This is a genomic window from Alteromonas sp. MB-3u-76 (genome assembly GCF_002831605.1).
GTDB classification, from domain to species: Bacteria; Pseudomonadota; Gammaproteobacteria; order Enterobacterales; family Alteromonadaceae; genus Alteromonas; species Alteromonas hispanica.
Genome location: NZ_CP025115.1, coordinates 1,207,218 through 1,234,072 on the forward strand (window position 1 = coordinate 1,207,218; position 26,855 = coordinate 1,234,072).

The window sequence follows — 26,855 nt, forward strand, 5'->3', positions numbered from 1 at the left end:
ATGAATTACCTGATTGGATTATTCGAATCGGTCAGGGACTTTATCGCTACCGGCGGTGACGTACTTTACTTCGTTGCTGCCGCGCTCTTTCTCATGTGGGTTTTAATGATTGAGCGTTATTGGTATTTAACCTCTGTTTTTCCAAAGGTGAAGAAAGACATCATCGCTAAATGGGATGCACGAGCTGATACCACTTCATGGTATGCGCATAGAATCCGTGACGCGTGGATTTCTCAAGCGTCAGACGACTTAACCGCAAGAATGCTGATAATACGCACCATCATTGCAATGTGTCCTCTTATTGGACTACTTGGAACGGTAACCGGAATGATCAGCGTTTTCGAGACAATGGCCACACAAGGAACCAGTAACGCACGTCTTATGGCTGCTGGTATCTCTATGGCTACAATCCCAACTATGGCGGGAATGGTAGCAGCGCTATCTGGACTGTTCATCAGTTCACGTCTTGAAGCGAAAGTGAAGCTGGCAAGAGAAGGGCTAGTTGATAGCCTGCCACATCATTAGAGAGAGAGATTATGGCTCGAAAAGTCAGAACCGAGGAAGAAGATGCACAGATAGACATGACTCCCATGTTGGATATTGTCTTCATCATGCTTATCTTCTTTATCGTTACCACTGTTTTCGTTAAAGAAGCAGGGATTGAAGTTAACAAGCCAGATGCGAGCCAGGCGGTTCTTCACAAAAACGCCAACATTTTTATCGCCGTAACTGAAGATGGAAACGTTTGGTTAGATAAACGTGAAGTAGAGCCGCACAGCGTAAGAGCGAATATTGAAAGACTGCTTACCGAGCAGCCAACTGACTACGTAATCATCCAAGCTGATGTTAAAGCAAAGCATGGTTTAGTAGTTGAGATAATGGATCAGGTTAAAGCCGCTGGCGTTAACCGAGTCTCGGTAGCGGCAAGGGGATAAGATGTTACGTATAATTGTATCTATATTATTAGGTGCTGGTGTTGCATTTGCCCTATTCGTTCTAATGGCTAAGTTGATTGAAAACTCATCTAGGCCTGCAGACGAAGTGCCGCCTGCGCCAGTGATCGATATTGTGATGCAGGAACCAGACGACCAGACGCAAACGCGTCAACGTGTTCCGCCTCCACCTCCGCCTCCACCGCCTCAGCCTCCAAAAATGGAGCAAGTTGAGCCGGAAGCTGCGGAACCTGACACAGACGGATTTAGCCTAGCTATTCCAGCTGTAGACACAGGTGGTGTTGGTGTAAACATTGGTGGCGTTGGTGCAATGCAGCGTGATGGTGAAGCAACGCCTATCGTTCGTATCGATCCTAAGTATCCACCTCAAGCGGCGCGTGATGGCCGTGAAGGTTGGGTTAGGTTGTCGTTCACTATCAACGAAGTTGGTGGTGTTGATGATATCGAAGTTATCGAAGCTGAACCAAAGCGTATTTTCGACCGCGAGGCACGCCGTGCCCTTCGCAAATGGAAATACAAGCCTAAGATTGTTGATGGCAAAGCTGTTAAACAAACTGGTATGTTCGTACAACTAGACTTCAAACTGGAGCAATGATTATGATGATACGTTCATTTAAAATGTCAGCTGTTGCTTTAGTGCTAGGCGCGGGGGCGATGTTCACATCGTCTGCTGCCTTAGCGCAGTCTTCTGCAGTGGTGTGTCCTGGATATGAAAAGGGCAAAACTACGTTGGTAGGCGAGCGTACTGGTAAAAAAGTACAGAAAGCGTTTGAGTTTTACAATGAAGACCAAGTCGATGAAGCGTTGAATATCCTATACGATATTGACCCTTCTGATGATTTTGACAAAGCATATGTAAAACGCTTCATTGGTAACTTACTTGCTTCTCAAGAAGGCAAAGGGATGAAGGCTTACGGTTTCTTGGCTGATTCTGTTCAGCCGAAGGTACTAAACGATCTGGAGCATTCTCAGACTCTCAAGTTATTGGGCGATTTGAGTATGCAGGAAGAGAAGTTTACTGACGCCGTTAAGTGGTATAACGCGTGGATGGATTTCACTTGTAAAGAAGACGCCGATGTATATACGCGTTTGACTCAGGCTTATTATGAATCTAAGCAATTAGACAAGATGATAGAGCCAGCAGATAAAGCAATAGCTTTATACGAAGAGCCAAACAAAAACCCGTATGTATTGAAACTGACGTCTTTCTACGAGCGTAAGATGTATCCAGAAACTGTGGCTGTGGCAGAGGAACTTGTACGTAAATTCCCTGAAGAGCCGCGTTGGTGGAGTCAGTTAGGTTTCTTCTATCTTTCTGTTGAAGATTATAAGAAAGCTTTGTCTACATTCGAACTTGCTTACATTCAAGGTTATCTTGAAAAAGAAAGCGAGATAAAAGCACTTTCTCAACTTTACCAAACAAATGGCATGCCGTATCGCGGTGCCAAGGTTATGGAAAAGTACATAAAGTCCGGCTTGCTTGAAGAAGATGAAAAAATGTTAGCTAGTCTAGCTAATGCTTATCACTCTGCGAAGGAATTTAAAACAGCGGCGTCGCTTTATGGTAAAGCTGCTGAGATGAGTTCTGATCCAGAGCTTTACAAAAAGCAAGGCACGCTTTTACTTGTTGCTGAAGACTATAAAGGCGCTATTAAGGCATTAGAAAATGCGCTTGATAGAGGTGTTGAAAAGCCTGCTAAAGTTCACTTCACACTTATGGAAGCGAATTTCTACGCGGGTAACTTCAAAGAAGCCTTCAGACATATTCAAGAAGCTAAGAAAGATCGCTCTCTTCGCCGCAACGCATCGGCGTGGGAACCTTACATCATGGAAAAAGCGAAAAATCGCGGCATAAGCATTTAATCGATTTGCTTGTTCAAAAAGCCTCCTCACGGAGGCTTTTTTGTTTTACTAATCCTTTTGACTTTCTACATTGCACAAAAAGCGCTGTACTAAGCATTTGAGGCTATTATTAGTCTCCTTTTTTCCTGAGGTTTCTATAACGTCTGCCAGTATTGCATAGTCGAGTTCTTGTTTTGATAACAAGGGTATTAGTTTTTCACTAGTGCATTGGGGGTAGGTTGCGAATATTGCATCGTTAAAGCAATCGCCAAAGTTGATTGAGCTCGCCTGGTGTTTAGAACAAGTATCTTGCCGCTTAATCGTATTGTTATATCTACACGTATTTTCGGATATAGATTTTGCCAGAGAAGAGACTATAGGCCAAACGCTTTCTAGATGCCTATATCCGCTTACAAAGTGCGATAGCTTTTTGATGTACAGGTCTTGCAACTGGTAGCTAATATAAGTGAAAGGAAGTTGTTTTTGGTGACTCTCGTAGATATTGTTAAGTATAGACTCTTCTTCTTCTGCGCGGCTTGAAAGTGAATAAATGCTTAGCGCACTCACTTCTCCACTAGCTTTATTTCTTTTTTCACCCCTATACACGCACTTGAAATGATTGGCATCCCAAAACATATTTACATGTTCGTCGATTCCGTAAGAGGTAGTTAAAAAATCCACTTTTTTTCTGCTTGCCGCCTGCTTTATCTCACTAAGAATAGCTTTACCAAATCCCTTTCTTTGATACTTAGGGTGTACAGCAATACGGTTGATACGCCAGTAGGTTAACGCAGCATTTTTACCATTAGCGGTGAGCAATGTAATTCGTTGAGCGCTCAAGTGACCTTTAGGTCTTCGTTTCCCTATGGCAATATCATCCCCCAACTCTTGAAGCGCATTACCGCCTTCTTTATTGACTACCGCGGCGCCCACAACACGAGAATGGTGAAAGTGCACGAATAAAATAAGGTCAGGGCTGTCCATTAGGCGCATGAGATCGTCTGGTGAAGTTTGATAATGCGCAAGGGCTAATAAACTCATCACTTGAGAAAGCTCAGTCTCGTTAAGACGGGTAAACGCTGTAGCTAGTATTTGGGGATGTATATTGAGCTCATCGTTTTTTAAATGATTTTCAATACTGGTCTCTTGATTATCTACTTTGTCGTTAAGTTGCTTCTGTCTCAACTCGTCAGTGCTGTTAACCGAACTAGCCGATAACTCAATAGTTGATGAAGCGTTAACGTCTTCAAACAAGAACACACCTCTTAAAAAGTCCTCGATAGGATCATTTTCCAACCAGCGCAGTGGCGTTGTAAGTTCTATCTGATTAAGGTCGGTGCTTTTTGTGCGTTTTAGGAAGTTGGTTAAACGCGGCATAAGTTTATGCAGGAAGCCACTTCCGCTCCCCTCATAACCTTGAATAGTGGTGCTTAATACCCAGCTACAGTTTTTTTCAACAATTTCAAAAAGCATAGGCAGAGGAAAGGAGGCGGCTTCGTCGATAAGGATAACGTCATTATTACCTTGCTTGAGCAGTGTATTATCGGGAGCCATCCACTCGATAACACCATCGCCCATTATGTATTTTTTATCAGAAATTTTACGCATCTTTAGAAGCTGAGTACTTTCCGATATCTTCTCTAATTGGTTAAAAACAACATGTACATTGTCTATAAGGGTACTCGTTAACAACACCCGTTTGCCTTTACACAACAGGTACCAAGCAAATATACCTAATAATGTAGATTTTCCGCGGCCTCTTGGCGCAGAAACAATTGTGTTTAGATTGCCGTTGCTATATTGCTCACAAAGTGCGTTAAATGCCTGCTTCTGTTGGGATGACAGAAAATGAACACTCCCATTTTCAAAATCATTTTCTACCAAACTCGTGCTGCTCTGTTCAATCTTAAAGTTATCACTACGTGATGAGACAGTCATAGACTGTGCGTTTGGTATATAAGTACTTTCTTGGCTGTGAAGGGCTACTCGCTTGTCAGCGTTCAAGTGTTGTACAGCCCTTGTTATATAAGCACTGAGGTTAATTGAATAACCATGAGAAATAAATGGGAAGTCGTGTTTATACGGCCATGTCTTAAGTGCTGGAGTTACTAGAATTAAACAGCCAGACTTTTTTACAGTTCCAGCTAGGGCCATAACGTTGCCCGGGCTGAATGATTCATGGCAATGTAAAATACCGATATCTCGTTCAGAACCTAAAAGCATTTTTCTGTTTTTACCTTTTAGTTCTGAGCCGGTAAAGGAATCTACCTGAATATTCTCAGGAATATTGTTCATTAAAAAACTAAGGCTGCTACGACAGAAGGCTTCATCTCCAGATATAACAAGTATGCGCCTGTGATAATCATTAGGTTTGCTTCTTAATGCTGGGTTGCCCATATCGAGCTTCGACTCATAGCTATCAAGGGTAAGAAGCCATTCGCGTAATTGTTGTAGCGCCATGTAAAGTTTTTTTCGGTATAATTAAAGTCATATAGTAGCGATTTATATTAAGGAATTCGAATGCGCTTTCTCTCTCGGCGTTTAGTTATGCCCAACGATCTCAATTATGCCAACTCATTGTTTGGCGGTAGAGCACTAGAGTGGATTGACGAAGAAGCTGCCATATGGGCGATATGTCAGCTTGAAACCAATTGTTTGGTCACCAAGCACATTGGTGAAATTAGTTTCGAATCGCCAGCAATGCAGGGCGATATTGTTGAGTTTGGTTTAGAGACCAAAGCGGTGGGGAGAACCTCTATTACCGTAAGTTGCCTTGTGCGTAATAAAGCGACGAAAAAAACAATTTGTTTTGCCGACGATATTGTTTTTGTAAAAGTTGACCCTGAGTCAAGACAGCCTACTGCCCACGGAAAAACATTAGAGGGGCTAATAGCGCAAACCGATGATGAAGTTCGCAGATTAAATCTGAATATAGATAAAAGCTGAAGGCCGAATGCAAGCGCATGTAAATTTTCACAACGTTTTGAATTTTTAATAAGTTAGAAGAAATATGAACTTAGCTTAACGCTTGCTGTGCTTGACCGAACAGAGGGAGGTGGTACACTCCGTCGCGTTCGTTATTTTTCATTGATTTTTAAACGAATTATACCAAGGGGTGTCCGTTTTACGGTCTGAGATCCACAACAGTGGGAACCCTTAAACCTGATCCGGATAATACCGGCGTAGGAATGGTTTACAATATAGCCTGAACACCTGCCGTTAATCCCGGGTCTTTTTTCTTATTAAGAGAACAAGAGATCCTATGTACAAACAATTTTTCACTCTATCCTTAGTTGCATCCTCTATTCTTGGGCAAGCAAGCTCTGCATTTGCACAAGCGAGCGTTACCGAAAATGTTCAAAATGACGCTGTAGCAGCACAAGAAATAGAAAAGATAGTCGTCACGGGCGACTTTCGTCAAACCACACTAGACCAGCTTAGCACCAGCGCGACTATTTTGGGCCAAGAGCGCTTGCGCAGTAGACAGCCTTCACATATCGATAGCGTGTTAAACAGCATTCCCAATGTAAACTTTGCTGCGGGTGCGTCTCGCGGAAGGTTTATTCAAATTCGCGGTATTGGTGAAAGAAGTCAGTTCGCAGAGCCGATTAATCCATCAGTAAGCTTTATCACCGATGAATTCGATTTTTCAGGTTTAGCCGCAGCGGGCATTATTTTCGATACTAAGCAGTTAGAAGTATATCGAGGACCGCAGGCGACGCTTTATGGAACAGGAGCTTTAGCGGGTGCGGTAAAATTATCGAGCAACGATGTGGGCAGCAGCGCACCAGATTATGTAGAAGCCCGAGTTGGTAACAAAGATAGCTATCGTGTTGAAGCGGCTACCGGCGACGACATCAATGCGAATTGGGGATATCGAGTTGCCTTAGTGCATAACAGAAGTGATGGCTTTGTTGAAAATACCTTCTTAAATAGAGACGACACCAATAACATAGATGAAACCGCAATGCGTGTGGCAGTTGAGGGTAATGTAGATAAAAACACCACTCTGGCACTTGCATATCGCTGGTATGACATCGACAACGGCTATGATGCGTTTTCTTTAGACAATGACAATAGAACGCTTTCTGACGAGCCAGGTTTTGATGAACACCAAACCCATGCTGTTAGCGCTCGCTCAACAACAGCAACACGCGCTGGTGACCTTATTGTGATAGCCACTCATGCTTCTCACAACATAGCCTATGGTTATGATGAAGACTGGACATTCACGGGCTTCCATCCGTTTGGATACACCTCTTTCGACGCCTACTTTCGCGATGTAGATACTCAAACTGGGGAAGTGCGCTTTGTATCTTCAGATGATGCTGCGCTATTTAATGGCAAAACAAACTGGACCGTGGGGGCCTTTTACAAAGGCACCGAAGAGAAGCTGTTGCGCCAATATACCTATCTAAGCGGCGATTATGCTAGCGAGTTTGCGCCTACCACTACAGCACTTTATTTGCGCACAGAAACTCGTTTACAAGATGATTTAACCTTAATTGCAGGCGTTCGTGCAGAAAATTACGATTTTGAATTTGCTGATAATCGTGGTTTAACTCGAAGTAATGATACCAATATGGTGGGGGGCAAAATCGCTCTTCAATACACCCGTGGAGATCATTTTTATTATGGAAGTATCTCAAGAGGCTTTAAAGGCCCGGGGTTCAATCCAGACAACAGAGTTAATGAAGACCAACGTTTCTTCGACGAAGAATACAATTGGAACTATGAAGTCGGTGTTAAAGGTCCGCTTCTTGTTTCTAACTTAACAGCCCGTGCTGCTATTTTTTATATGGACAGAACCGACACACAAGTGAGCGACTTTGATGTTATAACTCGCGAAGATGGTACTGCTGGATTTGTAGATATAATCGATAACGCTGATTTAGGCACAAATAAAGGGGCTGAACTTGAGCTATCGTGGCTTGCTTCTGATGTGTGGCAAATTAGCGCGAGTGCCGGTTACCTATCGGCCACGTTTGAAGGTTATACACTAGCAGACGGTACTGTGGTTGATGAGCAACGTCAGGCACAAGCTCCTAAATGGACAGGCAACTTATACAGTGAATATGCGCTTACAGATGCTATTACATGGCGAGTGGATATAGATTATAAAGATGAATACCGCTTTTCTGATGGGCATGATGTGACTGCGCCTTCCACGACGTTAGTAAACTCAGAGATTGTTTTTGTTAACGGCAATTGGCAAACCTCGGTTTGGGTGCAAAATGCGTTTGACAGAGAATACTACACGCGGGGCTTTGGTGGTTTTAGTAACGATCCCAGGGATGAATATGCCTTTGAAGAGCCTTACTATCAGTTGGGAAATGGTCGACAGTTTGGTGTTACTGCTAAATACGAATTTTAAAGGGGTAGGTTTATGCAAGTTATGGTTGAATTGTCACTGTATCCACTGGTGAATGAATACATTCCGCCTATTCAGCAATTTATTGACAGACTAAATAGCTACGAGGCGCTCAATGTAACAACATGCTCAACAAGCACGCAGGTTACTGGCGATTACACAGAGGTAATGACGATTTTAGGCGAAGAAATGCAGCGCATACACGAAGAAGTAGGGCAGGCCATTTTCGTTGCTAAATTTCTTAATTTTGATGCAATGCAAGCAAGAAAGTCCTCATAGTGCAGGACTTTCTTTCAAGCTTTTATACTCAAATAACCGCGACCTCGCCATTAGAGTGGATAGCAGTCGTATTGGCATTGGCTCATGTCGCACTCGCGGCAAAGCAAAATAGTTGGTGTTGGCTTTGCGCATTTGTCAGCACCGCTATTTATACTTGGTTGTTTTGGCAAGTTACCTTGCCTTTTCAAGCAGCGCTAAATCTGTTTTATATGGTAATGGCGGGTTACGGATATTATCAATGGTCGAAGGGAAGCACGGCAGACGGAGGCGTCAAGAAGGTTCATTCTTGGGCGCTTTGGATCCATAGCCTAATAGTGCCTGTGATGTTGCTACTTGCGTATGGTCTATCTTCGGTAGCAAGCTCTCAATTTAACAGTGAGTACTTACTACTTGATGCCAGTATAAATTTACTGAGTGTGATAACGACATTTATGGTTGCGCATAAAATTCTTCAAAATTGGGTCTATTGGTTCTTTATCAATCTCGCTTCGGCCTATCTCTATTTACAGGTTGGCTACGCGCTTTCAGCTTGCCTTTTCTTGGGCTATGTTGGCTTCTCAATATTTGGTTACTATCAGTGGTTTACGCAATGGAAAGCTCAGAGTGAAAATAGAATACATTCTCAGTCAGTTACACGAAGCGCTTAATTTGAGCCCTGAAGCGACACTGCACAAGTGTCCTTCAGGCGCCGTAAATCATGTTTACCAATTGTGTGATGTTAACCTTCACGCAGCAGTTAAATGGCTGGGTGACGACGACTTTAGCGGGGTTAACAGGCAACAACAGTTTCAACTTCAGAAATCTTTGTCTGACTTAGGTGCTGCTCCTGTGCCTTTTTGGTTAAGCGAAGATGCAACTATCTGGGCTGAACAATGGGTACATCAATCGGAAGGTCAAGTCAAAACCGGAGAGGCAGATAAAGAAAAGGGCACTCAGAGTGACGCGTCTCTTACCCCAGCAAAAATGGCCAAGGTGCTTGCGCAATTGCACGCTTTGCCAGTTGTTGATGGCCCTAAGTTGCATTTGCATGAAAGATGGCACCACTATATCACCATTGCAAACCTCGATAAGCGCAGTGATTTATTTTGCAAAGCATGTGACCTCGAAGATGCAGTCATACGCAGTGAGAACGATAAACAGGATGTGGTGCTTTGCCATAACGACTTACTTGAAGCCCACGTATTGGAATATTCCAGTTCGCCTCCTATGGTTGTAGATTGGGAATACGGTGCAGTGGGTAACCGTTATTTCGACATTGCGTCATGCTGTTTGATAAATTCATATACGCACAATGAAAGCCTAGAATTGATATCTGCTTACGCTGATATTGTGGGGATAAGTCATAAAGCAGCGCTTAAGCAATATTCACTTTTTGAAAAAATAGTAAGCGTAACCAATGCTCTTTGGAGCGCTGCACTGGTGAAAACATCAAGTGATAAAACGGTTTGAAACGTCGCCTAGATGGAAAATTAAACGTTTTGAGCGTAATTTAAGCATGAGTGCAGGAGAGTCAATAAAAAGGCTTTACCTTTTCAAAGTCATACGTATAATTCACTTCGCGCTAGGGGTGTAGTTCGAATTGGTAGAACAGCGGTCTCCAAAACCGATGGTTGGGGGTTCGAGTCCCTCCACCCCTGCCACTCTTCCTCTTTCTTTCCAATTGCTATTCGTTTCATATTCAATGTATTTTGCCTCGATTATTTCATTATAGTTTTGATGGAACCGATTAGTCGTTCAATATTCTTATTGAGTAAAGTAAACTAATGGATACTACGTGAGTTGCTTTTAGAGTTAATTCTTTTCTTTACTTGCGTATTTTTTCAGTTTGACGTTTGTATAAAGCGGTCGGTTTTTTACGACTCTCTTTTCTGATTCTCTTTATTGCTCTCTCTTTCTCTGGAGAATGTTATGCATTTATCGTTATACCAACACGCAATTTTACAAGAGATGGGGATCCCTGTTTGGATGTCCAAAGAAGCGTATATATCGTCTTTGAAAAGTGAAACTAATAGGAACGAAAACGAGAGCGGCTCGAGCAGAGACGCGATTGCCTCTCAAAAAATTGGAGGCAATGATCAATTCGCCGTCTCTCAGCCCATATCTCAGGAAGCAAAGCAGTCTCGTTTGGAGCAATTGCGTGCAAATGTTGGAGGTGTACCTAAATCTAAACCCAAGGCTAAGTCTACAGTTACGCCGCAAGAGATCTCAACTGCTCAGTCTCAACCTTTGGGAATACCGCTTAGTGCGCAACAAAAAGCCATCAGTGCAGAGTGGTTGTCCGATATTACTTTAGCATGTGTACAGTTGGGACTTGCTTCCAATCAAATGACAATTTTGCTTGGTAAATCGCTAAATATTCACGAGGATGTGATTGTTTTGCCAGTACCGCCTGAACGACTCTCTGGAGCACAAAAACGCACGCTTTGGCATGAGCTCGTTAAAGTAAGCCAAGTAAAAAGGTAAGGCTACATGTCAACGTTGCATTTAGTGAGTACGCAAACTGAGAGTGATAATTTAGTTCAAGCTCATCACATCCATCAATCTGTACAGATAGAACCCTGGTCTTATGCGACCTTTGAAGATTGCTTTACCCCGCCTTATTACGGTGTTCTTGCCTTTGAGGCAAACAAGGTGGTTGGTTTCGCTATTGTGCTTGAGGTGCTCAGTGAAGCTACGCTAATGGATATTGCTGTTGATGAAAGTGTAAGAGGTAAAGGCGTTGGAAAAGCACTTTTAAGCTTTGTTTTACAGCGTTCTCATCATAATGGTATGGAAGAGATGTGGCTTGACGTACGAGAGAGTAATCAAGTCGCTATATCGTTATACGAAAAGCTCGGTTTTCATTATATCGACACACGCAAGAACTATTATCCTACAAGAGATGGTAAAGAGGATGCTCTCGTCATGAAGTGGAGTGCAGTGGGAGATAAAGGTTTACCAAGAGGTGTAATTAAAAATTGACCGTATAGTCAGTTTTTTGGTTGCGTATTGTCATTCCCCCATTTTATTCAACTTCTTTTTAATCTATAGTCGCGGCACTTCAATGTAGTGCGCTGCGAGTACCTTAGTTGGTTTGATCTAGCTGTGCTCATTTACTAAGCGCCACTCGTTTATCAAGCGTATATTATTAAATAATGCGTAACTTTGTTTCTTTGGATTACAAATCTATGTCTACCCGTTACATATCAAATGACGCACAGTCGAAAGGCATTAAAATGCTATTAGTTGCTGTGCTTTGTCTGGGATTTAATTGGCCGGCAATGAAGGTGGGTTTAGAGATAGTTACGCCGCTTTGGATGGTAAGTCTTCGATTTTTGCTCAGCATACCCGTTTTGGCACTTTTCGTTATGTTAACGAAGAAGCGGGTTCCAATTTTACACCGCAAAGATCGTGCTGTTATTGCTGTTGTCGCGCTTTTTCAGTTTATATTGTCGATGGGGCTAATTACGTTGTGTCTTCAATTCATTCCGGCAGGAACGGCAAGTATATTAATTTACACCACCCCGCTATGGATGCTGCTTATCGATACGCTTTGGTATCGTCAGCAGGCAACGTCAAAGCGATTGATACTTACTGCTGTCTCTACTGTTGGTTGTGCAATGATATTGTTCGCCTCAGGTGAGCCCGGAGCAAGAATACCGCTACTAGGGATGTTAGTTGCCTCGGCGCTCTGGGCCATCGCCATCCGAAGAGTGTCTTTTCACCGCTGGCACGGAAGTGTTATTGAAGCAGTATTCTGGCAGTTTGTAATTGCTGGTACTGCTATGCTGTGCTTCGCTATTGCTTTCGAGCCCTTTCCCGACTTTGCGCAATATAATGCGTTAAATTGGCTGTTACTAACCTATATAGGGCCTGTTGCTACTGGACTCGGATTTGGTTTAATGGTCGCAGCCGGACCAAAGCTAGCACCTGAAAAAATTGTGCTAATTTCTACCTTAACGCCAATAGTTGGCTACGTCAGTTCAGTGCTAATACTAGATGAAGTTTTGCTGCCTTTGGTTGTAGCTGGTGCCGTTTTAATGATAGCGGCACTGGTAGTAAATGGCCTCCCTGCTAAAATTCTAAAGAAAATTGCTCGACATAATCGTTCCTAATTTTATTTCGTTTGATAGCAGTGTCATCTGCTATTCTAATTTAATCCTCAGTACTACAAGCTAAGCCTCGGTTGAATAAAATTTAGAAACGCAGAAATTCTTGAGGAGACAGTGCTGTTTTTATAATAAACAGCTTGAACCGCTTCTCTTCGATTTGGCGTAATGATTTCGTCTTCAAAAACGGAAGTTAACGTATCGGCAGCGATGTCTTTGTGCACCATAAAATTAGACATTAGTGCTAAGCCCTGACCCTCAAGACACAATATTCATTCGACCTTATGTAAAAAAGTTGGTGTTAAAACCAACGGCCTTATCTTCAAAAAAAGGTACTAATTACTCGTTCAACGTGCAAAACAGAAGGTAAAAGCATCCATTCATTGTTTAACGAGACAAGATAAGAGAAAATAGCGCGCATTAATGAGTAATTAGACAGATTTATTGCGCAAAGCGTGAATTATCGGCTTTTGATGTGCTTTTCAAATCTGTGTCAAACCAAAAGAATGCATACATGGCAAACCAAGATTTTCTCAATGAAATCAGTAAGCGAAGAACTTTCGCTATCATCTCGCACCCAGATGCGGGTAAAACAACGATTACCGAAAAAGTATTGTTATTCGGCCGCGCCTTGCAAACCGCCGGCACCGTAAAAGGAAAAAAGTCTGGGCAGCACGCAAAATCAGACTGGATGGAGATGGAAAAGGAGCGTGGTATTTCCGTAACAACCTCGGTTATGCAATTTCCTTACAACGATCATTTAGTGAACTTACTCGATACTCCTGGTCACGAAGACTTCTCGGAAGATACCTATCGCACGCTCACGGCTGTGGACTCCTGCCTGATGGTAATTGATGCTGCAAAAGGGGTAGAGGATAGAACGCGTAAACTAATGGAAGTCACCCGTCTTCGCGACACACCCATCATCACCTTTATGAACAAGCTAGACCGTGACATTCGCGACCCTCTGGAGTTACTCGACGAAGTTGAGACAGAACTAGATATTCTTTGCGCACCTATCACCTGGCCTATTGGCAGCGGTAAGAGATTCAAAGGTGTTTATCACTTGTATCGCGACGAAACGGTTTTATACCAGAGCGGTCAGGGTCACACTATTCAAGAAGTTCGCACCATCAAAGGTTTAAATAATAGTGAACTTGATGAAGCGGTAGGTAGTGAGCTGGCTGATACCTTGCGCGATGAGCTTGAATTAGTACGCGGGGCGTCTAATGACTTCGATAAAGAGCTATTTTTAGAAGGACAGCTAACACCTGTCTTTTTCGGAACTGCATTGGGTAACTTTGGTGTAGACCACATGCTTGATGGACTTGTTGAGTGGGCACCAGAACCATTGGGTAGAGAAACCGAATCTGGGACCGTCGACAGTAAAGACGAAAAATTTAGTGGTTTCGTGTTTAAAATTCAGGCCAATATGGATCCAAAACATCGCGACCGCATTGCGTTTTGTAGAATTGTCTCAGGCAAATACGAAAAAGGCATGAAGATGCGCAACAGTCGCCTTGGCAAAGATGTTCGCATATCTGATGCGTTAACGTTTTTAGCCGGCGACCGCTCGCTGCTAGAAGAAGCCTATGCTGGCGATATTATTGGTCTGCATAATCACGGTACTATACGCATTGGTGACACTTTTACATCGGGCGATAATTACCGTTTTAGCGGCATCCCCAACTTTGCTCCGGAATTGTTTAAGCGTATTCGCTTGAAAGACCCACTTAAGCAAAAACAATTGTTGAAAGGCCTTATACAACTTTCAGAAGAAGGTGCCGTTCAGGTGTTTCGCCCGCTAGCCAACAACGACCTTATTGTTGGTGCCGTTGGGGTGCTTCAGTTTGATGTGGTGGTTGCTCGTCTGAAGGCTGAATACAATGTTGAAGCCTTGTACGAACATATCAATGTGAGTACAGCACGTTGGGTTTATTCCGATAACGAGAAGAAGTTAGACGAATTCCGACGCAAAGGCGAACAAAACCTTGCCCTAGATGGTGGCGATAACCTTACCTACATAGCACCTACCATGGTGAACTTACAATTAGCGCAAGAGCGCTATCCCGATATCCAGTTTACGAACACGCGCGAAAATTAAGAATACACTATGAATATACATGCTCTATTAGTTAACAGATTCAGTGAAGCACTTCAAAAGATGGGTGTGGAAGATGCCCCCGTTCCTGTTTCGCGCAGTGCTCGTCCTGAGTTTGGTGAATATCAATTTAACGGTGCCATGGCGCTGGCTAAGCAACTTCGTCAAAAGCCTAGGGACATTGCAGAGAAAATTGTTGAAATTGTTGAACTTAATGACGTTTCTAACAAGCTGGAAGTGGCCGGCCCAGGTTTTATTAATATTCATTTGAGTGACGAGTGGCTTGCTGGCCAATGTGAGAGCGCATTGGCTGATAAACGCCTAGGCGTTGCAGAGGCGTCTAAACAGAATATTGTTGTAGATTATTCTTCACCAAACTTAGCTAAAGAAATGCACGTGGGGCATTTGCGAACCACTATTATCGGTGACGCGGTAGTGAAGGTGCTCGAGTTTTTAGGTCATAAGGTCATTCGCCAAAATCACATGGGTGACTGGGGCACGCAGTTTGGTATGTTATTGGCCCACCTTTCAGACAAGCTTCAAGAGGAAGTTGCAGAAACGGCACTGTCAGACTTAGAAGACTTTTATCGTGAAGCAAAGGTTCGTTTTGATGAAGAAGACGGCTTTGCTGACCGCGCTAGAGAATACGTTGTGAAGCTTCAAGGCGGAGACGAGCAGTGTTTGGCACTTTGGGAGAAATTTATCGATGTATCGATTACCCATTCGGAAGAAGTGTATAAAAAACTCAATGTCAGTCTAACCCGCGACGATATTATGGGCGAGTCTGCGTACAATGATGACTTGGCCAATGTTATCGCCGATCTTAAAGCCAAAGGTATTGCCGTTGAAGACCAGGGCGCACAAGTAGTTTTTATTCCTGAACTTGCCGATAAAGAGGGTAACCCTGCGGTTTATATCGTTCAGAAATCTGGCGGTGGATACCTTTATGCTACTACCGACCTTGCAGCGATGCGCTATCGCAGCGGCACGCTTAATGCCGACCGCACGCTGATTCTTACTGATGCTCGTCAAGCTCTGCACTTTAAACAAACAGAAATTGTAGGTCGTAAAGCGGGCTTTATGCTTGAAACCCAAACCTATGAGCACTGCCCGTTTGGCATGATGTTAGGTAGCGATGGCAAGCCCTTCAAAACGCGTACGGGTGGAACCGTTAAGTTGGTAGAGTTGCTCGACGAAGCTATTGAACGCGCGGGTAAACTCATTGCTGAACGTGACAATGACTTAAGCGAAGCCGAATTGAATGAAGTTGCTTATAAGGTCGGCATCGGTGCGGTTAAGTATGCCGATTTATCTAAAAACCGCACCACTGATTATATGTTTAACTGGGACTCTATGTTGAGTTTCGAGGGGAATACAGCGCCTTATCTGCAGTATGCTTATACTCGCGTGAAGAGTTTGTTTAGAAAAGCGAATGTAGATATGGCATCGATGCCGGTTGATATTTCATTGGTTGAAAAGCAAGAGCACGCGCTAGCGGTTCTTCTTTTGCAATTTGAAGAAGTTATTAGCATGGTTTCTCGCGAGGCAACGCCGCATATTCTTTGCACATACTTGTACGATGTGGCCTCGGCCTTTATGACGTTCTATGAGGCGTGCCCAATGCTTAAAGACGGTATAGAGCCCTCTGTTCGTGATAGCCGATTAGCATTGTCAGCTTTAGTTGCCAATACACTAGAAAAAGGTTTGACTCTTCTCGGTATTGAAACACTGGAAAAAATGTAATCTACACCATACATTACGCAGTACAAAAGTAATGTGAATCAAAGATATTAGGCTGGCAGTAGTGTCAGCCTTTTCTTTTTAAAGACATCGCTATGCTAGGTTGTGTTGAACTTTGCTGCAAAAATTTACAGCAAAGAACGGTGCGTCTTAGTAAAGCTAATTTTGAAAAGCGTCTTTATTGGTGAGAGCTGATATTGATACCAGTTAAAAAAACGACAGAACAACAATAGGAAGACCAATGACGAAAATACTCGCATTCGCAGGCAGCACTCGAGACGGATCATTTAATAACGCGATTGTAAAAGTAGCGGCACAAGGAGCAAAAGAGGCGGGCGCTGAGGTCACGCTTATCAGCTTGGCTGATTATGAAATGCCAATATTTAATGAAGACGAAGAAGCCGAGTTTGGTATTCCAGAGAACGCATTAGCGTTTAAAGCATTATTAATGGAGCATGATGGTTTTCTTATTGCTTCGCCTGAATATAACTCTAGCTATCCTGCTTTGCTTAAGAATGCTATCGACTGGGCTTCTAGAATGAGTGAAGGTGAAAAGCCGCTTCAAGCATTTAAAGGAAAAGTTGCCGGTATTATGGCTGCATCTGCTGGTGGTTTAGGCGGATTGAGAGTGCTGGTAGTGCTTAGAATGCTGCTAGAAAATATCGGTATGGTAGTTAATCCAAATCAAAAAGCCATTGCGAAGGTCAATACATTGCTTGATGATTCTGGCAATGTTAGCGACGAAAAAACAATTAAGCAGCTTAAAAACCTAGGCAAAGAAACGGCTGAACTTGCGCGCAAGCTTGCTGACAAATAGTTCAATGCCCTAGCCAATCGCATTTCTAGTTTTAGATTTATTTTGGCTATGTTCGGATTAACTGTTGTTGAATCGAAAAGAGCCTGTTTTCGTTAAGGTTTTCTGGATTATCCATAAACCTGAACCAACCCAGGTAGTGTTCCAAGTATTTTGTGGCTACTCCGTTAAACCGTTTTATCCACGCTTTCAGACGGCTGTGATAGGCGTTAACATTTTGAATGTGAAAGACTTTATCTATCACCTTAATTCCTCCTGCCACATCTAAGCGCTTGTGTATTAAATCATTTTTCTCAGAAAGAGCTATGTAGGGCTTATAGCCATCACTACACAACACACTGTCTTTCTCTAATTTTCCTGCTAGCTCCTGATGCAAAGCTTCCGATGTAACACTTGGCACAACGGCTTCATACGTACTCTTAGCTCGGTCTCTGACCGTTAAAACTGGCACCCAATCATCCTTTGAACGCCCTCGTTTTTTCGCTTTCACCCCTCTTTTACGGGGCTGACGAGTCATCCGTTTTGAGCCTTTCTCTGAGTAGGGAAAAAGTGTTTCGTCTGCCTCGATAATGCCTTCTAATTTGCTCGCTTTCAGTGCTGATGGTAGCGCCAAGAATCGGTGCCGCCACCTGAACGATGTTTCAAGGTGGAGGCCACATTCTTCGGCACATTTACGCAATGGCTTACTGTCCAGCATACAGCGAATATATTCTAACCAAAGCTCTTTGTACCTCAGTCGAGCTAGCGGTGTCGCCGTTGTCGCTACAAAGGTTTTGCCGCAGTTCTTGCAGCGATAACGCTGCATCTTGTTTACCTTGCCGTGCCGATTGATCAGTGAGCTATGGCAGTGCGGACATTCAGGGTTTTCAACCATCCGCTCCTCAAGCTCTGTTATCAACTGTGAGACGCTATCAGTGCCTTTCAGCAGCTTCTCAACATAACGGGTTTGACTATCTGTTAAGTGTTCTAACTCGGCTATAAGCTTTGTAAATTGTGCTGGGATCATGATCAACCCTCAATAACTGTATTCATATACAGTATAGCAACAATTTAGCAGAACATAGCCTTTATTTTAAGACATAGGCGCAGATTTAGAGCTGCGCTTTTTCGTTTTTCTGTGCTTATCTCAGCTTTTTTCCTTGAACCACCCTAGACGCAAATCTCCAGCCCCTGAGCGCAGGTGAGTCAGGTTTTTGCTTTTGTTATTCCATTTATTTTATTGGCTTAGGTACAGTAGAAAGCGGGAGAAACTTAGGCATACTGTAGCTGAAAGTTTAATTATTGTGCTTTTTTGAAAATGGAAACTATTTACAAAGGAATAAATAATGAAGGAATTGATAAGTTCAGAGATAGATGCTGTGTGTGGTGGAAATAGCGCGAGTCGACTGGAAATTCAACGAATGAGAGAAAGCCGGACTGGCGGGATACGCGACAACTCTCGGTTTAATTGCATAATTGCAAGTGTTGTAGGAGCCAGTTTAGGTATTTTTGGAGTTGCTGGTGCAATGGCTGGTGCTGGTTTTGGTGCTTATGTGTGCTCCCAGTAAAACCAAAAATTTGCGGGATGCAGTAGTGTATCCCAGCTTTTTTTAAAAATTTGAGTTTAAAGGAACACTATGAAAACGTTTTTGTTTAACAGCACCTTTGTCGCTCTTTCCTCATGCTGGGGCTGGTTCGATCAGAACCTTTGGTTTCTATTTGCGCTCTTGGTACTCATTAAAATTGAAATGGCTGCCAATGCCTCTGAAAATGTTAGATTTAAAATTCAAAAGAACAGTATTTAGTCTATCCATTACTAACCTTACCGCGCTTTAGCGAATTCAATTAGCAAGGCCAATTAGCAGTATCAACTAGTGAGGCTAGCCCATTGGCTGGCAATGTCTATCTTGTTGCAAACACTCATGAGTTGTTTAGATTCAATCAGCAAATGAGTGTTTACTTTGGCTATCAGGTGTATTTTCCTACAGCAGCGTCAGGGCAGGTGTTTACTCAATACCTCTCGATGTTTCTAGATAACTGGCAAAACTGCCAAGCCAATGGCTTCCCATATAGTGCATATCCTCTAGCACGGCGTTTAATCCGGCATCGCGATGTGCTTGCATTACATTTTGCAGTGCGCCAATGCGCGGATCGTTAGCATCTAAAGCGTTTATGATGCCCTCAATCATCCACGCTCTACTTATATTTAAACCGTCTAAATGTGCCAACTTACCATCAGATTTATCGGTTACCGCAGCAGGCTGCAACCAGTTATTGCTTGTGCTAGTTAGCGTTGGGAAAAAGTCAGTAAGCCATTCGCCGTATTCTTCTTTAGACATCACGCGACGCATTAGGTCTGCCTGTGCTAAACAAGGCGACAGAAAGTCTTGCCCTGATGGTTCGTAGCTTATTGGACAGCGGGTATCACTCTCATAATAATCTTTTATTCTTGATGTGAGTAGGGCTTCAAAGGATTCACTTTTTGCAATACGACTCCAATCTAGCATTAAGCCAAAGGCAAAAGCAGTTTGGCTGTGTTCTCCTGTGCGTATGGGGTAAGCGAGCTTAGGTAGCCAGCTTTCTATACGCTCAACAATAATGTTTTCTAAAGGCTTAAGTCGCGAAAGCCATGTGGTTGCTTCAGGTAACGGCGACTGACGCAACTCAGCGGTTAATTGTAAAAACCATGCAAGACCGTAAGGACGTTCGAACGCCTTGTTATTAGGCCGTTGTATCGTCGCTATTTCACCTTCGATATTTTGCTGGCTAAAGCTTTTGTGCAAGCTGGCAATAATTGAGTCGGTTGCAATGTTATCGCCGCCTGTATTCAACATGCGAACCAATAGCCAGTGACCATGCACGGAAGAATGCCAGTCGAGACAGCCGTAAAATGCAGGATAAAGTGCTTTTGGCGTCTTTGCATCGGCATCGCTGCTCATCGTGTGCTTAATAATATTAGGATATTCTTGATGGATACATTGCAGTGCGAGGTTTGAAAATACCTTCTCGTAGCCGCTGTCCTTTTTGTTAACACCTTTACTCTGAGCATTAGCTGCACTAACAGCGCTATTTGTGTAGGCACTGGCACTAACACTACTACCACTGACACTGATAAAAAATGAGATGGCGGTAAAAGTGAATAGAATGGCGTTATCGACCTTTCGCATAATGTTTCCTTGCAAGTAAATGTGGAAATAACGTGTAAGAGATTAACCCACTTCTAGGGCGTTTAATATCTCTTCATATTCACCAGTACAACCTATTTCTCTGTCAATCCACTTGCCATTGTAATAGGTATCTAGATAGCGTTCTCCGCTATCACACATAAGCGTCACAATAGAGCCCTGCTCACCGTTTTCTAACATTGACTGGGCAACTTTCAGTGCACCCCATAAATTTGTTCCCGTTGATGGCCCTGCATTAATACCCAGCGTATCGTTTAACCAGTGCATTGTGGCAACGCTGGCTGCATCAGGCACTTGAATCATATCGTCGATTACATCGCCCTGAAATGAAGCTTCCACTTTGGGTCTTCCAATTCCTTCAATTCTGCTGCCTCTATTTGCAGTAAGTTTACCGTTGCCCTGTTTGTAGCTATCAAAAAACACAGAGTACTCAGGGTCTACAACTATTAACTTCGAGGTTTTACCTTTAAAGCGAATGTATCTACCAATCGTTGCGGAAGTGCCGCCGGTTCCGGCACTCATTACAATACTGTGAGGAACAGGGTAGGGCTCTGCCTGCATTTGGTGAAAAATGCTTTCAGCGATATTGTTATTACCCCGCCAATCTGTGGCTCGTTCAGCAAACATGAACTGGTCCATAAAGTAACCATTGTGTAATTTAGCAACTCGAATAGCCTCATCATGCATTTGGGTTGGGCAATCGACAAAGTGGCACCTGCCGCCAAATTGTTCAATAAGCGCAATTTTTTTCTGTGCAGTAGAGCGGGGCATTACTGCAATGAATGGAACGCCGATCATTCGAGCAAAGTAGGCTTCAGATACTGCTGTACTGCCTGACGACGCCTCAACAACAGTGGTGTGTTGATTAATTTTGCCGTTACACAATGCATATAAAAATAGTGAGCGGGCGAGGCGATGTTTTAAACTGCCTGTGGGGTGTGTACTTTCATCTTTAAGGTAAATGTCTATACCATCAAGCTTGAGAGCTTCTAGCTTGATAAGGTGCGTGTCGGCCGAACGCTGATAATCTGCATTTATTTTTTTTACCGCTTGAGTAACCCAATTCGACATAACGATATCTTTATGATTTAACGATGGAAGAGATATTAGCACTGGTTTATGAGTGTTTTAGTGCGTATTTATCTACTTTTGGTTTTATCTTTGCGTTATAAATCTATTTTTTATTATTTTAATGCAATCTTATGCTTTTGGTGTTTTGGCTATTATTTAGGAGCGATAAAAAAAGCGTGGTATTGTTATTTGAGCTGAAGATTGTATTTCGCATTTTCTGTAAAGGAGTGATTGGTGAGACGGATTCAGGCATATGCAACACTGCTGTTATTTACACAACTAGCATTAGTGTCGCCGCTGTGTTTATCACAGCACACATTAAAAGTAGCCACTTTCAATGTCAGTATGGAGTCTGGTAACTACGCAGCATGGCTTTCTAATGAACAAAAGACAGCCCATGAAAAAAAGACAGTCACTGAACTGACCACATTACCGCAAAAGCCTATGTCTGGAACAGAGGTTCTAGAGCATATTTTGAGCTCAGGCGAGCACCCCCAAGTTAAAAATATTGCTGAAATAATTCAACGAGTGAATCCAGATATATTGCTGTTGAACGAGTTCGACTATATCGAAGATAAAGCCAAGGGCGTTGATGCCTTCATCGATAATTATCTAAATATCTCCCAAAGTGGACAACCTGCGGTAGATTATCCATATAGCTACATAGCGCCGGTAAATACAGGCATAGCCACGCCTTTTGACCTTGATAACAACGGCAAGGCCGAAAAGATCGGCGCCGACGCGCAAGGCTTTGGAATGTATCCAGGGCATTATGGCATGGCAATTTTGTCAAAGTATCCGATCGACGTAGAGAATATACACACTTTCCAGCGTTTTAAATGGCAGCATATGCCGCACCCGCAAGAAACCCTGATACCAGATGGTTCAGAAGGTACGTCCAAAGCTAAACCGTGGTACAACGAGAAAGAATGGGCCGCGTTGCGCTTGAGCTCTAAATCTCATTGGGATGTTCCTGTGTTGGTTAAGGGCAAAACTATTCACATTTTGGCAATGCATCCAACACCTCCAGCATTCGACGGTGCAGAAGACCGAAATGGCAAACGCAATCATGATGAAATTCGATTAATGGCAGATTATCTCTCTCCAAATGAGGGAGCATATATTTATGATGATAATAATGAAAAAGTAAGCTTAGAAGCAGATGCTAATTTTGTGCTAGTGGGCGATTTTAATGCAGCTGACGTGGGAGATAAATATCGAGTAGGTGTCATTGAACAATTACTTAATCACCCGCTTGTATCTAGTGAGTTTGTGCCTAAAAGCCAGGGAGGTGCTGAATCGTTCGATAGTGAATACAGCGACCGCTTTACAGCAAGTTGGGGGGCTAGGGTAGACTATGTATTGCCGTCCAAAGGGCTTGATGTTGAGAGTGGTGGCGTGTTCTGGCCCACAAAAAGCAGTGAGCTTTATCGACTAATAGAGAACAGAAATGCGAGTTCAGATCACCGTATTGTGTGGGTATCCATGCTGTTGCGATAGGCCAAGCAATAATAATTGATGAGATTACGCTGGTCAGTGTTTCATCGATAGGTTATTTTAGACATGTCTAGATCACATTGGCGTTGTTAAACGAGAATCCATTGAAGTTTTTATCTTTCTCACTGTTTTTGCTTATCACGATTCTTTCCTCCTCACTGATCAATAGCGTGGCGAGGGCCTCCGATGTTGTTCCTCTTTCTCGATATTTCCCGCAAACGTGGAACACTCAAAATGGATTACCCCATAATAGTATCAATGCGCTAGCTCAAAGTTCAGACGGCTACATTTGGGCTGGAACATGGGAAGGATTGGCGAGATACAACGGAGCAAAATTTGACATATTCACACGTGGGAAACCAACCGGTCTGCCCGACTCTGGTATTCGTAGTCTTTTCACCCACCCTAAAACTAAAGAGATGCTGGTTGCCGGAAGCCGAGGAGGGCTTTCTGTATTAGAGGACCGTCGCTGGTATGCACAAAAATCAGCAAGCTCCATGATCAACCATGCCTTTAAAAGTAGTGACAACACAGTATGGCTGGCTCTAGAGGATGCTGGTTTTGAGGTGAGACTTATCGATGGTAGTAAAGCTAGATACTTAACTCACACTAGTGCATATCGCATTATTGAAGATAGGGATAAGCGAATATGGCTTGCTACAAATGTTGGCCTCTACGTCTATAACGAAGGGAACGTCGAGTTGGCCTCGCCAAAGCACGAAGAGCTTACGGGGCCTACCTTTACTCTAGCACTTGACCAAAATGGCAACGTCTTGGTTGGCACAGAGCGAGGCGTATGGCGGCACAGCGATAATAAATTTTCGGTTCTACACAACGGCTTGGCTAATGAATCTATCAGTAGCATTTTGCGCGATTCTCAAAACAATATATGGGTCGGAACCATTAATCATGGCGTTTATCGATTAAGCCAACTGGGACTTGAAAAGCTGACTACAGAGGCCGGCCTGCCAAATAACCGCATTTTTTCGTTACTTGAGGATAGAGAAGGTACCATCTGGGTTGGAACAAACGGAGGCCTTTTCAGTCTACGTCGGGCTCCTTTTACCACCTTCACACAAGACCAGGGGTTAAGTGGTAATTATATTCGTGCGGTGTTAGAAACTGAGAATGACAAACTTTTCGTCGGTAGCAGTAGCGGGCTCGATATTTTAACAAATGAAAAATTCCAACCAGTTACGTCACCTCTAGATCGCCCAATCTCCATACTGAGTCTAGCCAATCGCGACAGTGAATCTGTACTCGTTGGCACCTACACGGACGGTATTCTGCTTTACAAAGAGGGAGAGTTAGTTCCGTATTTAGATCGTTCAGATGGCCTACCGAGTAACGAAATACGCGCTATTTTAAAGGCTAAAGACGGCACTCACTGGTTTGGTACTGCGCATGGGTTGGTACGTCAGTCACTTGACGGAACTCTTTACCGTTATGATGAAAAGAATGGTTTACCCGCTCACTTTACGATGGGTCTATCCGAGGATAGATTTGGTCGAGTATGGGTAGCTACCGGAATGGGAGTGGCTTATATCGACAATGGTGTCGTGTACAATCTTACTTTTCCAGAGAAATCCGATGCGCAATATGCATTCAGTTTTTACTCCGATGTGGATGGAATGTGGATGGCAACAGACCGGGGAGTGGCATTTTTCAATTTTTCTACTGAAGAGGTAACATTCGTTGGCAGGTCGCAAGGTTTGCCAGTAGATAAAGTTTTTGCCATCGTATTTGAAAAGGGGGGAAACGCTTGGATAACATCAAATCAGGGTGTGTTTCTAACCTCTCGCGAGGCACTCTTAAAGACCATTAATCGACCAGAAAATAAGCTGCAGTTAGAGCATTTCAAAGAGGAAGATGGCCTTAGAAGTAGACAAATAAATGGAGGTTCACAACCCTCTGCTATTGTAAGTAAAAGCGACAATGTGTGGCTCGCGTCAGCAAACGGACTTGCAAATATAAAGTCAAAAAGGCTATCACGCATTAATCGCTTTTCCATTCCAGTAATTATTGAAGAAGTTCAGCTAGATGGACACGTTACCTCTTCCCTAAAAGAGAGAACGTTGATAACTGTCTCGCCTAATACAGAGCGTATAACTTTTAAATATGCAGGTTTAGGATACGCTATGCCTGATAAGATAGAATATAAGACGATATTGGAGGGCTATAATGACAGCTGGTCGGAACGTGGACAACTAAGGATAGCTGAGTACACAAATTTAGCGCCAAAAGACTACACTTTTAAAGTTCGTGCCCGCTATCCTAATGGTGATTGGCAGGAGGTAGATTCTCCTGTTATTTTGCGCATAGAACCAAGGTTTACTCAAACTTATACGTTTAAAATCATAATAATACTGGCTGCACTTGGTTTAATATGGTCAGCATTTAGACTGCGTTTTCATCATTTAAAAAGAACTGAAGCAATATTAAGAAGGCGAGTATCTGAACAAACTGAGTCGCTAGAATTGCAGACAAAACAATTCGAGTACCAGGCAACTCATGACGAATTGACAGGTGTTGCAAACCGGAGGGCTTTTGATAAGCGCGCGCTGAGTTTGTTCAGCTCAGCAAAAACAAACAATCAACCCCTCTGTTTGGCAATTATCGATATCGATTTCTTTAAACAGGTAAATGACTGCTATTCTCACATCATAGGCGATTGTGTAATTAAGGAAGTAGCGTCTTTGATTTCAGACTTGATCCCCAATAACGCGTTATGTGCTAGGTGGGGCGGTGAAGAGTTTACTGTACTGTTACCTCAAAAATCCACAGAAAATGGATTTGAGGAACTAGATAGTATTCGAAAATATATCAGAGAACACGATTTTGATCGTATTGCTGATAACCTTTCGATTACTGTGAGTATAGGAGTCGCAGGCATCTCCTCTGCCAACGATTATGATCGGCTTCTTAGTCATGCAGACCAAGCTCTCTATAAAGCAAAACAACAAGGACGAGACCAAGTTGCCGTCTTCAAGCATTCGTAATTTTCGCGAGACCTGCCAAATTGCTGCCCTTCCATGCTTGCTACTTGCAATGCTATCCGCTTGTGGATCGAAACCACCGCCTGCGTTATTGGTAAAAGACATAGAAAAAATAGAGCATGTTGTCGATACAACCTTACCTCTGGTTCAAAGAGCGTACGCTATTCCACATAAAAAGGTATGCGAAGAGGAAGGTGGTGAGTGGAAAAAGCTGGGAATGCAACAGCATGAGTCTTGTGTTCTTCCTGCAAACGATGCGGGGAAAGCGTGTACAGATAGTACTCAATGCGAGGTTGCTTGCGTGGCTAAAAATAAAGAATCACATTATGGAGCTCGCGCGGAAGGCGTTTGTTTACAGTCAACTGATTTGTTCGGCTGTCACTCTTATGTGTCAAAAGGTATTGTTGAGCCTCCCTTATGCACGGATTGAATAGCACCGCAATAATAATTTCGCGCAGGCCTTTCTCAATTAAGAAGAAACATCACTAATGCTAAGTAATATTTTACACTACGCAAAAAACATTGTCGTATCGCTGTTAGCTATCTTTATATGCTTTGGCGTTCTCGATTTTCTCTGGTTAGGTATTATCGCTGACAGCTGGTATCAAACTGAAATGGCGCCACTGTTGCGATCACAGTTTATAACGTGGCCGTGGTTGGTATTTTATGTAATGTATGGCTTTGTTGTGTTTGTGCTAGCAGTAGTAGCAAACCGTGACAAGTCGCTGTTATATGCGGGAATTGATGGTGCCTTACTGGGTCTTGCGAGTTACGGTGCTTATAATCTTACCGCATATAGCATTATCGACGGGTTTACTTTGTTTATTATGCTTATAGATTGGGCGTGGGGCACATTCCTAACCAGCGCTAGCGCAATGGCAGGCTGGTTAGGGTTCAAAGCAGCGCTACGAAACTAAGCAGCGCTACGAAATTAGCCAG

The 26,855-nt window shown here is 43.2% G+C and carries 25 protein-coding genes, 1 tRNA gene and 1 riboswitch; of the genes, 21 read left to right on the plus strand and 5 right to left on the minus strand.

Annotation, left to right across the window (positions count from 1 at the left end):
• From CW735_RS05455 to CW735_RS05470, 4 genes are read left to right on the plus strand one after another with little or no spacing between them, the layout of a single operon-like run.
• The gene (locus CW735_RS05455) at window positions 1-525 is read left to right on the plus strand and encodes a MotA/TolQ/ExbB proton channel family protein (protein WP_071979606.1); all 525 of its coding nucleotides are present in this window, start codon (window positions 1-3) and stop codon (window positions 523-525) included.
• 11 nt (window positions 526-536) lie between these two features.
• Window positions 537-935, plus strand: a complete 399-nt coding sequence (locus tag CW735_RS05460; RefSeq protein WP_071979605.1) for an ExbD/TolR family protein — start codon at window positions 537-539, stop codon at window positions 933-935.
• A 1-nt stretch (window position 936) separates the two neighbouring features.
• Entirely contained in the window at window positions 937-1,548 is a 612-nt protein-coding gene (locus CW735_RS05465; RefSeq protein WP_071979604.1) for an energy transducer TonB, read from the plus strand.
• A gap of 2 nt (window positions 1,549-1,550) precedes the next feature.
• Window positions 1,551-2,816, plus strand: a complete 1,266-nt coding sequence (locus tag CW735_RS05470) for a tetratricopeptide repeat protein (protein WP_100971230.1) — start codon at window positions 1,551-1,553, stop codon at window positions 2,814-2,816.
• 48 nt (window positions 2,817-2,864) lie between these two features.
• Here CW735_RS05470 and CW735_RS05475 read toward each other — a convergent pair whose 3' ends face one another.
• The gene (locus CW735_RS05475) at window positions 2,865-5,255 is read right to left on the minus strand and encodes a GNAT family N-acetyltransferase (RefSeq protein WP_100971232.1); all 2,391 of its coding nucleotides are present in this window, start codon (window positions 5,253-5,255) and stop codon (window positions 2,865-2,867) included.
• A gap of 60 nt (window positions 5,256-5,315) precedes the next feature.
• On the opposite strand from CW735_RS05475, the gene CW735_RS05480 reads away from it, so the two are divergent.
• From CW735_RS05480 to CW735_RS05520, 9 genes are all read left to right on the plus strand, one after another.
• Window positions 5,316-5,741, plus strand: coding sequence for an acyl-CoA thioesterase (locus tag CW735_RS05480; RefSeq protein WP_071979602.1), 426 nt, complete (start codon window positions 5,316-5,318; stop codon window positions 5,739-5,741).
• A 155-nt stretch (window positions 5,742-5,896) separates the two neighbouring features.
• Window positions 5,897-6,001, plus strand: a riboswitch (TPP riboswitch).
• A gap of 56 nt (window positions 6,002-6,057) precedes the next feature.
• The gene (locus CW735_RS05485) at window positions 6,058-8,169 is read left to right on the plus strand and encodes a TonB-dependent receptor (protein WP_071979601.1); all 2,112 of its coding nucleotides are present in this window, start codon (window positions 6,058-6,060) and stop codon (window positions 8,167-8,169) included.
• A gap of 12 nt (window positions 8,170-8,181) precedes the next feature.
• On the plus strand, window positions 8,182-8,445 hold the full coding sequence (locus tag CW735_RS05490) for a YkoF family thiamine/hydroxymethylpyrimidine-binding protein (protein WP_071979600.1): 264 nt from the start codon (window positions 8,182-8,184) through the stop codon (window positions 8,443-8,445).
• The gene (pnuC, locus tag CW735_RS05495) at window positions 8,445-9,092 is read left to right on the plus strand and encodes a nicotinamide riboside transporter PnuC (protein WP_071979599.1); all 648 of its coding nucleotides are present in this window, start codon (window positions 8,445-8,447) and stop codon (window positions 9,090-9,092) included. Before CW735_RS05490 ends, pnuC begins: the two co-directional genes overlap by 1 nt.
• A complete protein-coding gene (locus CW735_RS05500) occupies window positions 9,049-9,894 on the plus strand; it encodes a phosphotransferase (protein ID WP_232368367.1) in 846 nt (281 codons plus the stop codon). Before pnuC ends, CW735_RS05500 begins: the two co-directional genes overlap by 44 nt.
• Window positions 9,895-10,008: 114 nt before the next feature.
• Window positions 10,009-10,085, plus strand: a tRNA-Trp gene (locus CW735_RS05505).
• A gap of 268 nt (window positions 10,086-10,353) precedes the next feature.
• The gene (locus CW735_RS05510) at window positions 10,354-10,908 is read left to right on the plus strand and encodes a hypothetical protein (protein WP_071979598.1); all 555 of its coding nucleotides are present in this window, start codon (window positions 10,354-10,356) and stop codon (window positions 10,906-10,908) included.
• Between the two features lie 6 nt (window positions 10,909-10,914).
• On the plus strand, window positions 10,915-11,406 hold the full coding sequence (gene rimI, locus CW735_RS05515; RefSeq protein ID WP_071979597.1) for a ribosomal protein S18-alanine N-acetyltransferase: 492 nt from the start codon (window positions 10,915-10,917) through the stop codon (window positions 11,404-11,406).
• A gap of 206 nt (window positions 11,407-11,612) precedes the next feature.
• On the plus strand, window positions 11,613-12,539 hold the full coding sequence (locus CW735_RS05520) for a DMT family transporter (RefSeq protein ID WP_100973177.1): 927 nt from the start codon (window positions 11,613-11,615) through the stop codon (window positions 12,537-12,539).
• A gap of 53 nt (window positions 12,540-12,592) precedes the next feature.
• Here CW735_RS05520 and CW735_RS05525 read toward each other — a convergent pair whose 3' ends face one another.
• Window positions 12,593-12,772 carry a hypothetical protein gene (locus CW735_RS05525; protein ID WP_156844047.1) on the minus strand — a complete coding sequence of 60 codons (180 nt, stop codon included), beginning with the start codon at window positions 12,770-12,772 and terminating at the stop codon, window positions 12,593-12,595.
• A 275-nt stretch (window positions 12,773-13,047) separates the two neighbouring features.
• On the opposite strand from CW735_RS05525, the gene prfC reads away from it, so the two are divergent.
• The 3 genes from prfC (at window position 13,048) to CW735_RS05540 (ending at window position 17,191) form a co-directional block, all read left to right on the plus strand.
• The gene (gene prfC, locus CW735_RS05530; RefSeq protein WP_100971234.1) at window positions 13,048-14,637 is read left to right on the plus strand and encodes a peptide chain release factor 3; all 1,590 of its coding nucleotides are present in this window, start codon (window positions 13,048-13,050) and stop codon (window positions 14,635-14,637) included.
• A gap of 9 nt (window positions 14,638-14,646) precedes the next feature.
• Window positions 14,647-16,377, plus strand: coding sequence for an arginine--tRNA ligase (argS, locus tag CW735_RS05535; protein WP_100971236.1), 1,731 nt, complete (start codon window positions 14,647-14,649; stop codon window positions 16,375-16,377).
• Between the two features lie 238 nt (window positions 16,378-16,615).
• Window positions 16,616-17,191, plus strand: coding sequence for an NADPH-dependent FMN reductase (locus tag CW735_RS05540; RefSeq protein ID WP_071979595.1), 576 nt, complete (start codon window positions 16,616-16,618; stop codon window positions 17,189-17,191).
• A gap of 46 nt (window positions 17,192-17,237) precedes the next feature.
• Here CW735_RS05540 and CW735_RS05545 read toward each other — a convergent pair whose 3' ends face one another.
• Window positions 17,238-18,194: an IS1595 family transposase gene (locus CW735_RS05545; protein ID WP_157812624.1), complete on the minus strand. Its 957-nt coding sequence runs from the start codon at window positions 18,192-18,194 to the stop codon at window positions 17,238-17,240.
• Window positions 18,195-18,513: 319 nt separating this feature from the next.
• Here CW735_RS05545 and CW735_RS05550 point away from each other — a divergent pair, with 319 nt between their 5' ends.
• Window positions 18,514-18,735, plus strand: a complete 222-nt coding sequence (locus CW735_RS05550) for a hypothetical protein (RefSeq protein ID WP_071979578.1) — start codon at window positions 18,514-18,516, stop codon at window positions 18,733-18,735.
• 438 nt (window positions 18,736-19,173) lie between these two features.
• On the opposite strand, the gene CW735_RS05555 is transcribed toward CW735_RS05550, so the two are convergent.
• Both CW735_RS05555 and CW735_RS05560 read right to left on the minus strand, forming a co-directional pair.
• Complete coding sequence (locus CW735_RS05555) at window positions 19,174-20,334, minus strand: DUF2891 domain-containing protein (protein ID WP_083595248.1); 1,161 nt, start codon at window positions 20,332-20,334, stop codon at window positions 19,174-19,176.
• Window positions 20,335-20,376: 42 nt separating this feature from the next.
• A complete protein-coding gene (locus tag CW735_RS05560; protein ID WP_071979577.1) occupies window positions 20,377-21,423 on the minus strand; it encodes a PLP-dependent cysteine synthase family protein in 1,047 nt (348 codons plus the stop codon).
• Between the two features lie 234 nt (window positions 21,424-21,657).
• Here CW735_RS05560 and CW735_RS05565 point away from each other — a divergent pair, with 234 nt between their 5' ends.
• The 4 genes from CW735_RS05565 (at window position 21,658) to CW735_RS05580 (ending at window position 26,833) form a co-directional block, all read left to right on the plus strand.
• Window positions 21,658-22,923, plus strand: a complete 1,266-nt coding sequence (locus tag CW735_RS05565; protein WP_442857496.1) for an endonuclease/exonuclease/phosphatase family protein — start codon at window positions 21,658-21,660, stop codon at window positions 22,921-22,923.
• 101 nt (window positions 22,924-23,024) lie between these two features.
• Entirely contained in the window at window positions 23,025-25,919 is a 2,895-nt protein-coding gene (locus tag CW735_RS05570) for a ligand-binding sensor domain-containing protein (RefSeq protein ID WP_083595247.1), read from the plus strand.
• The gene (locus CW735_RS05575; RefSeq protein ID WP_232368368.1) at window positions 25,897-26,346 is read left to right on the plus strand and encodes a hypothetical protein; all 450 of its coding nucleotides are present in this window, start codon (window positions 25,897-25,899) and stop codon (window positions 26,344-26,346) included. Before CW735_RS05570 ends, CW735_RS05575 begins: the two co-directional genes overlap by 23 nt.
• 58 nt (window positions 26,347-26,404) lie before the next feature.
• Window positions 26,405-26,833 carry a DUF2177 family protein gene (locus tag CW735_RS05580; protein WP_071979576.1) on the plus strand — a complete coding sequence of 143 codons (429 nt, stop codon included), beginning with the start codon at window positions 26,405-26,407 and terminating at the stop codon, window positions 26,831-26,833.
• Window positions 26,834-26,855: the final 22 nt, after the last annotated feature.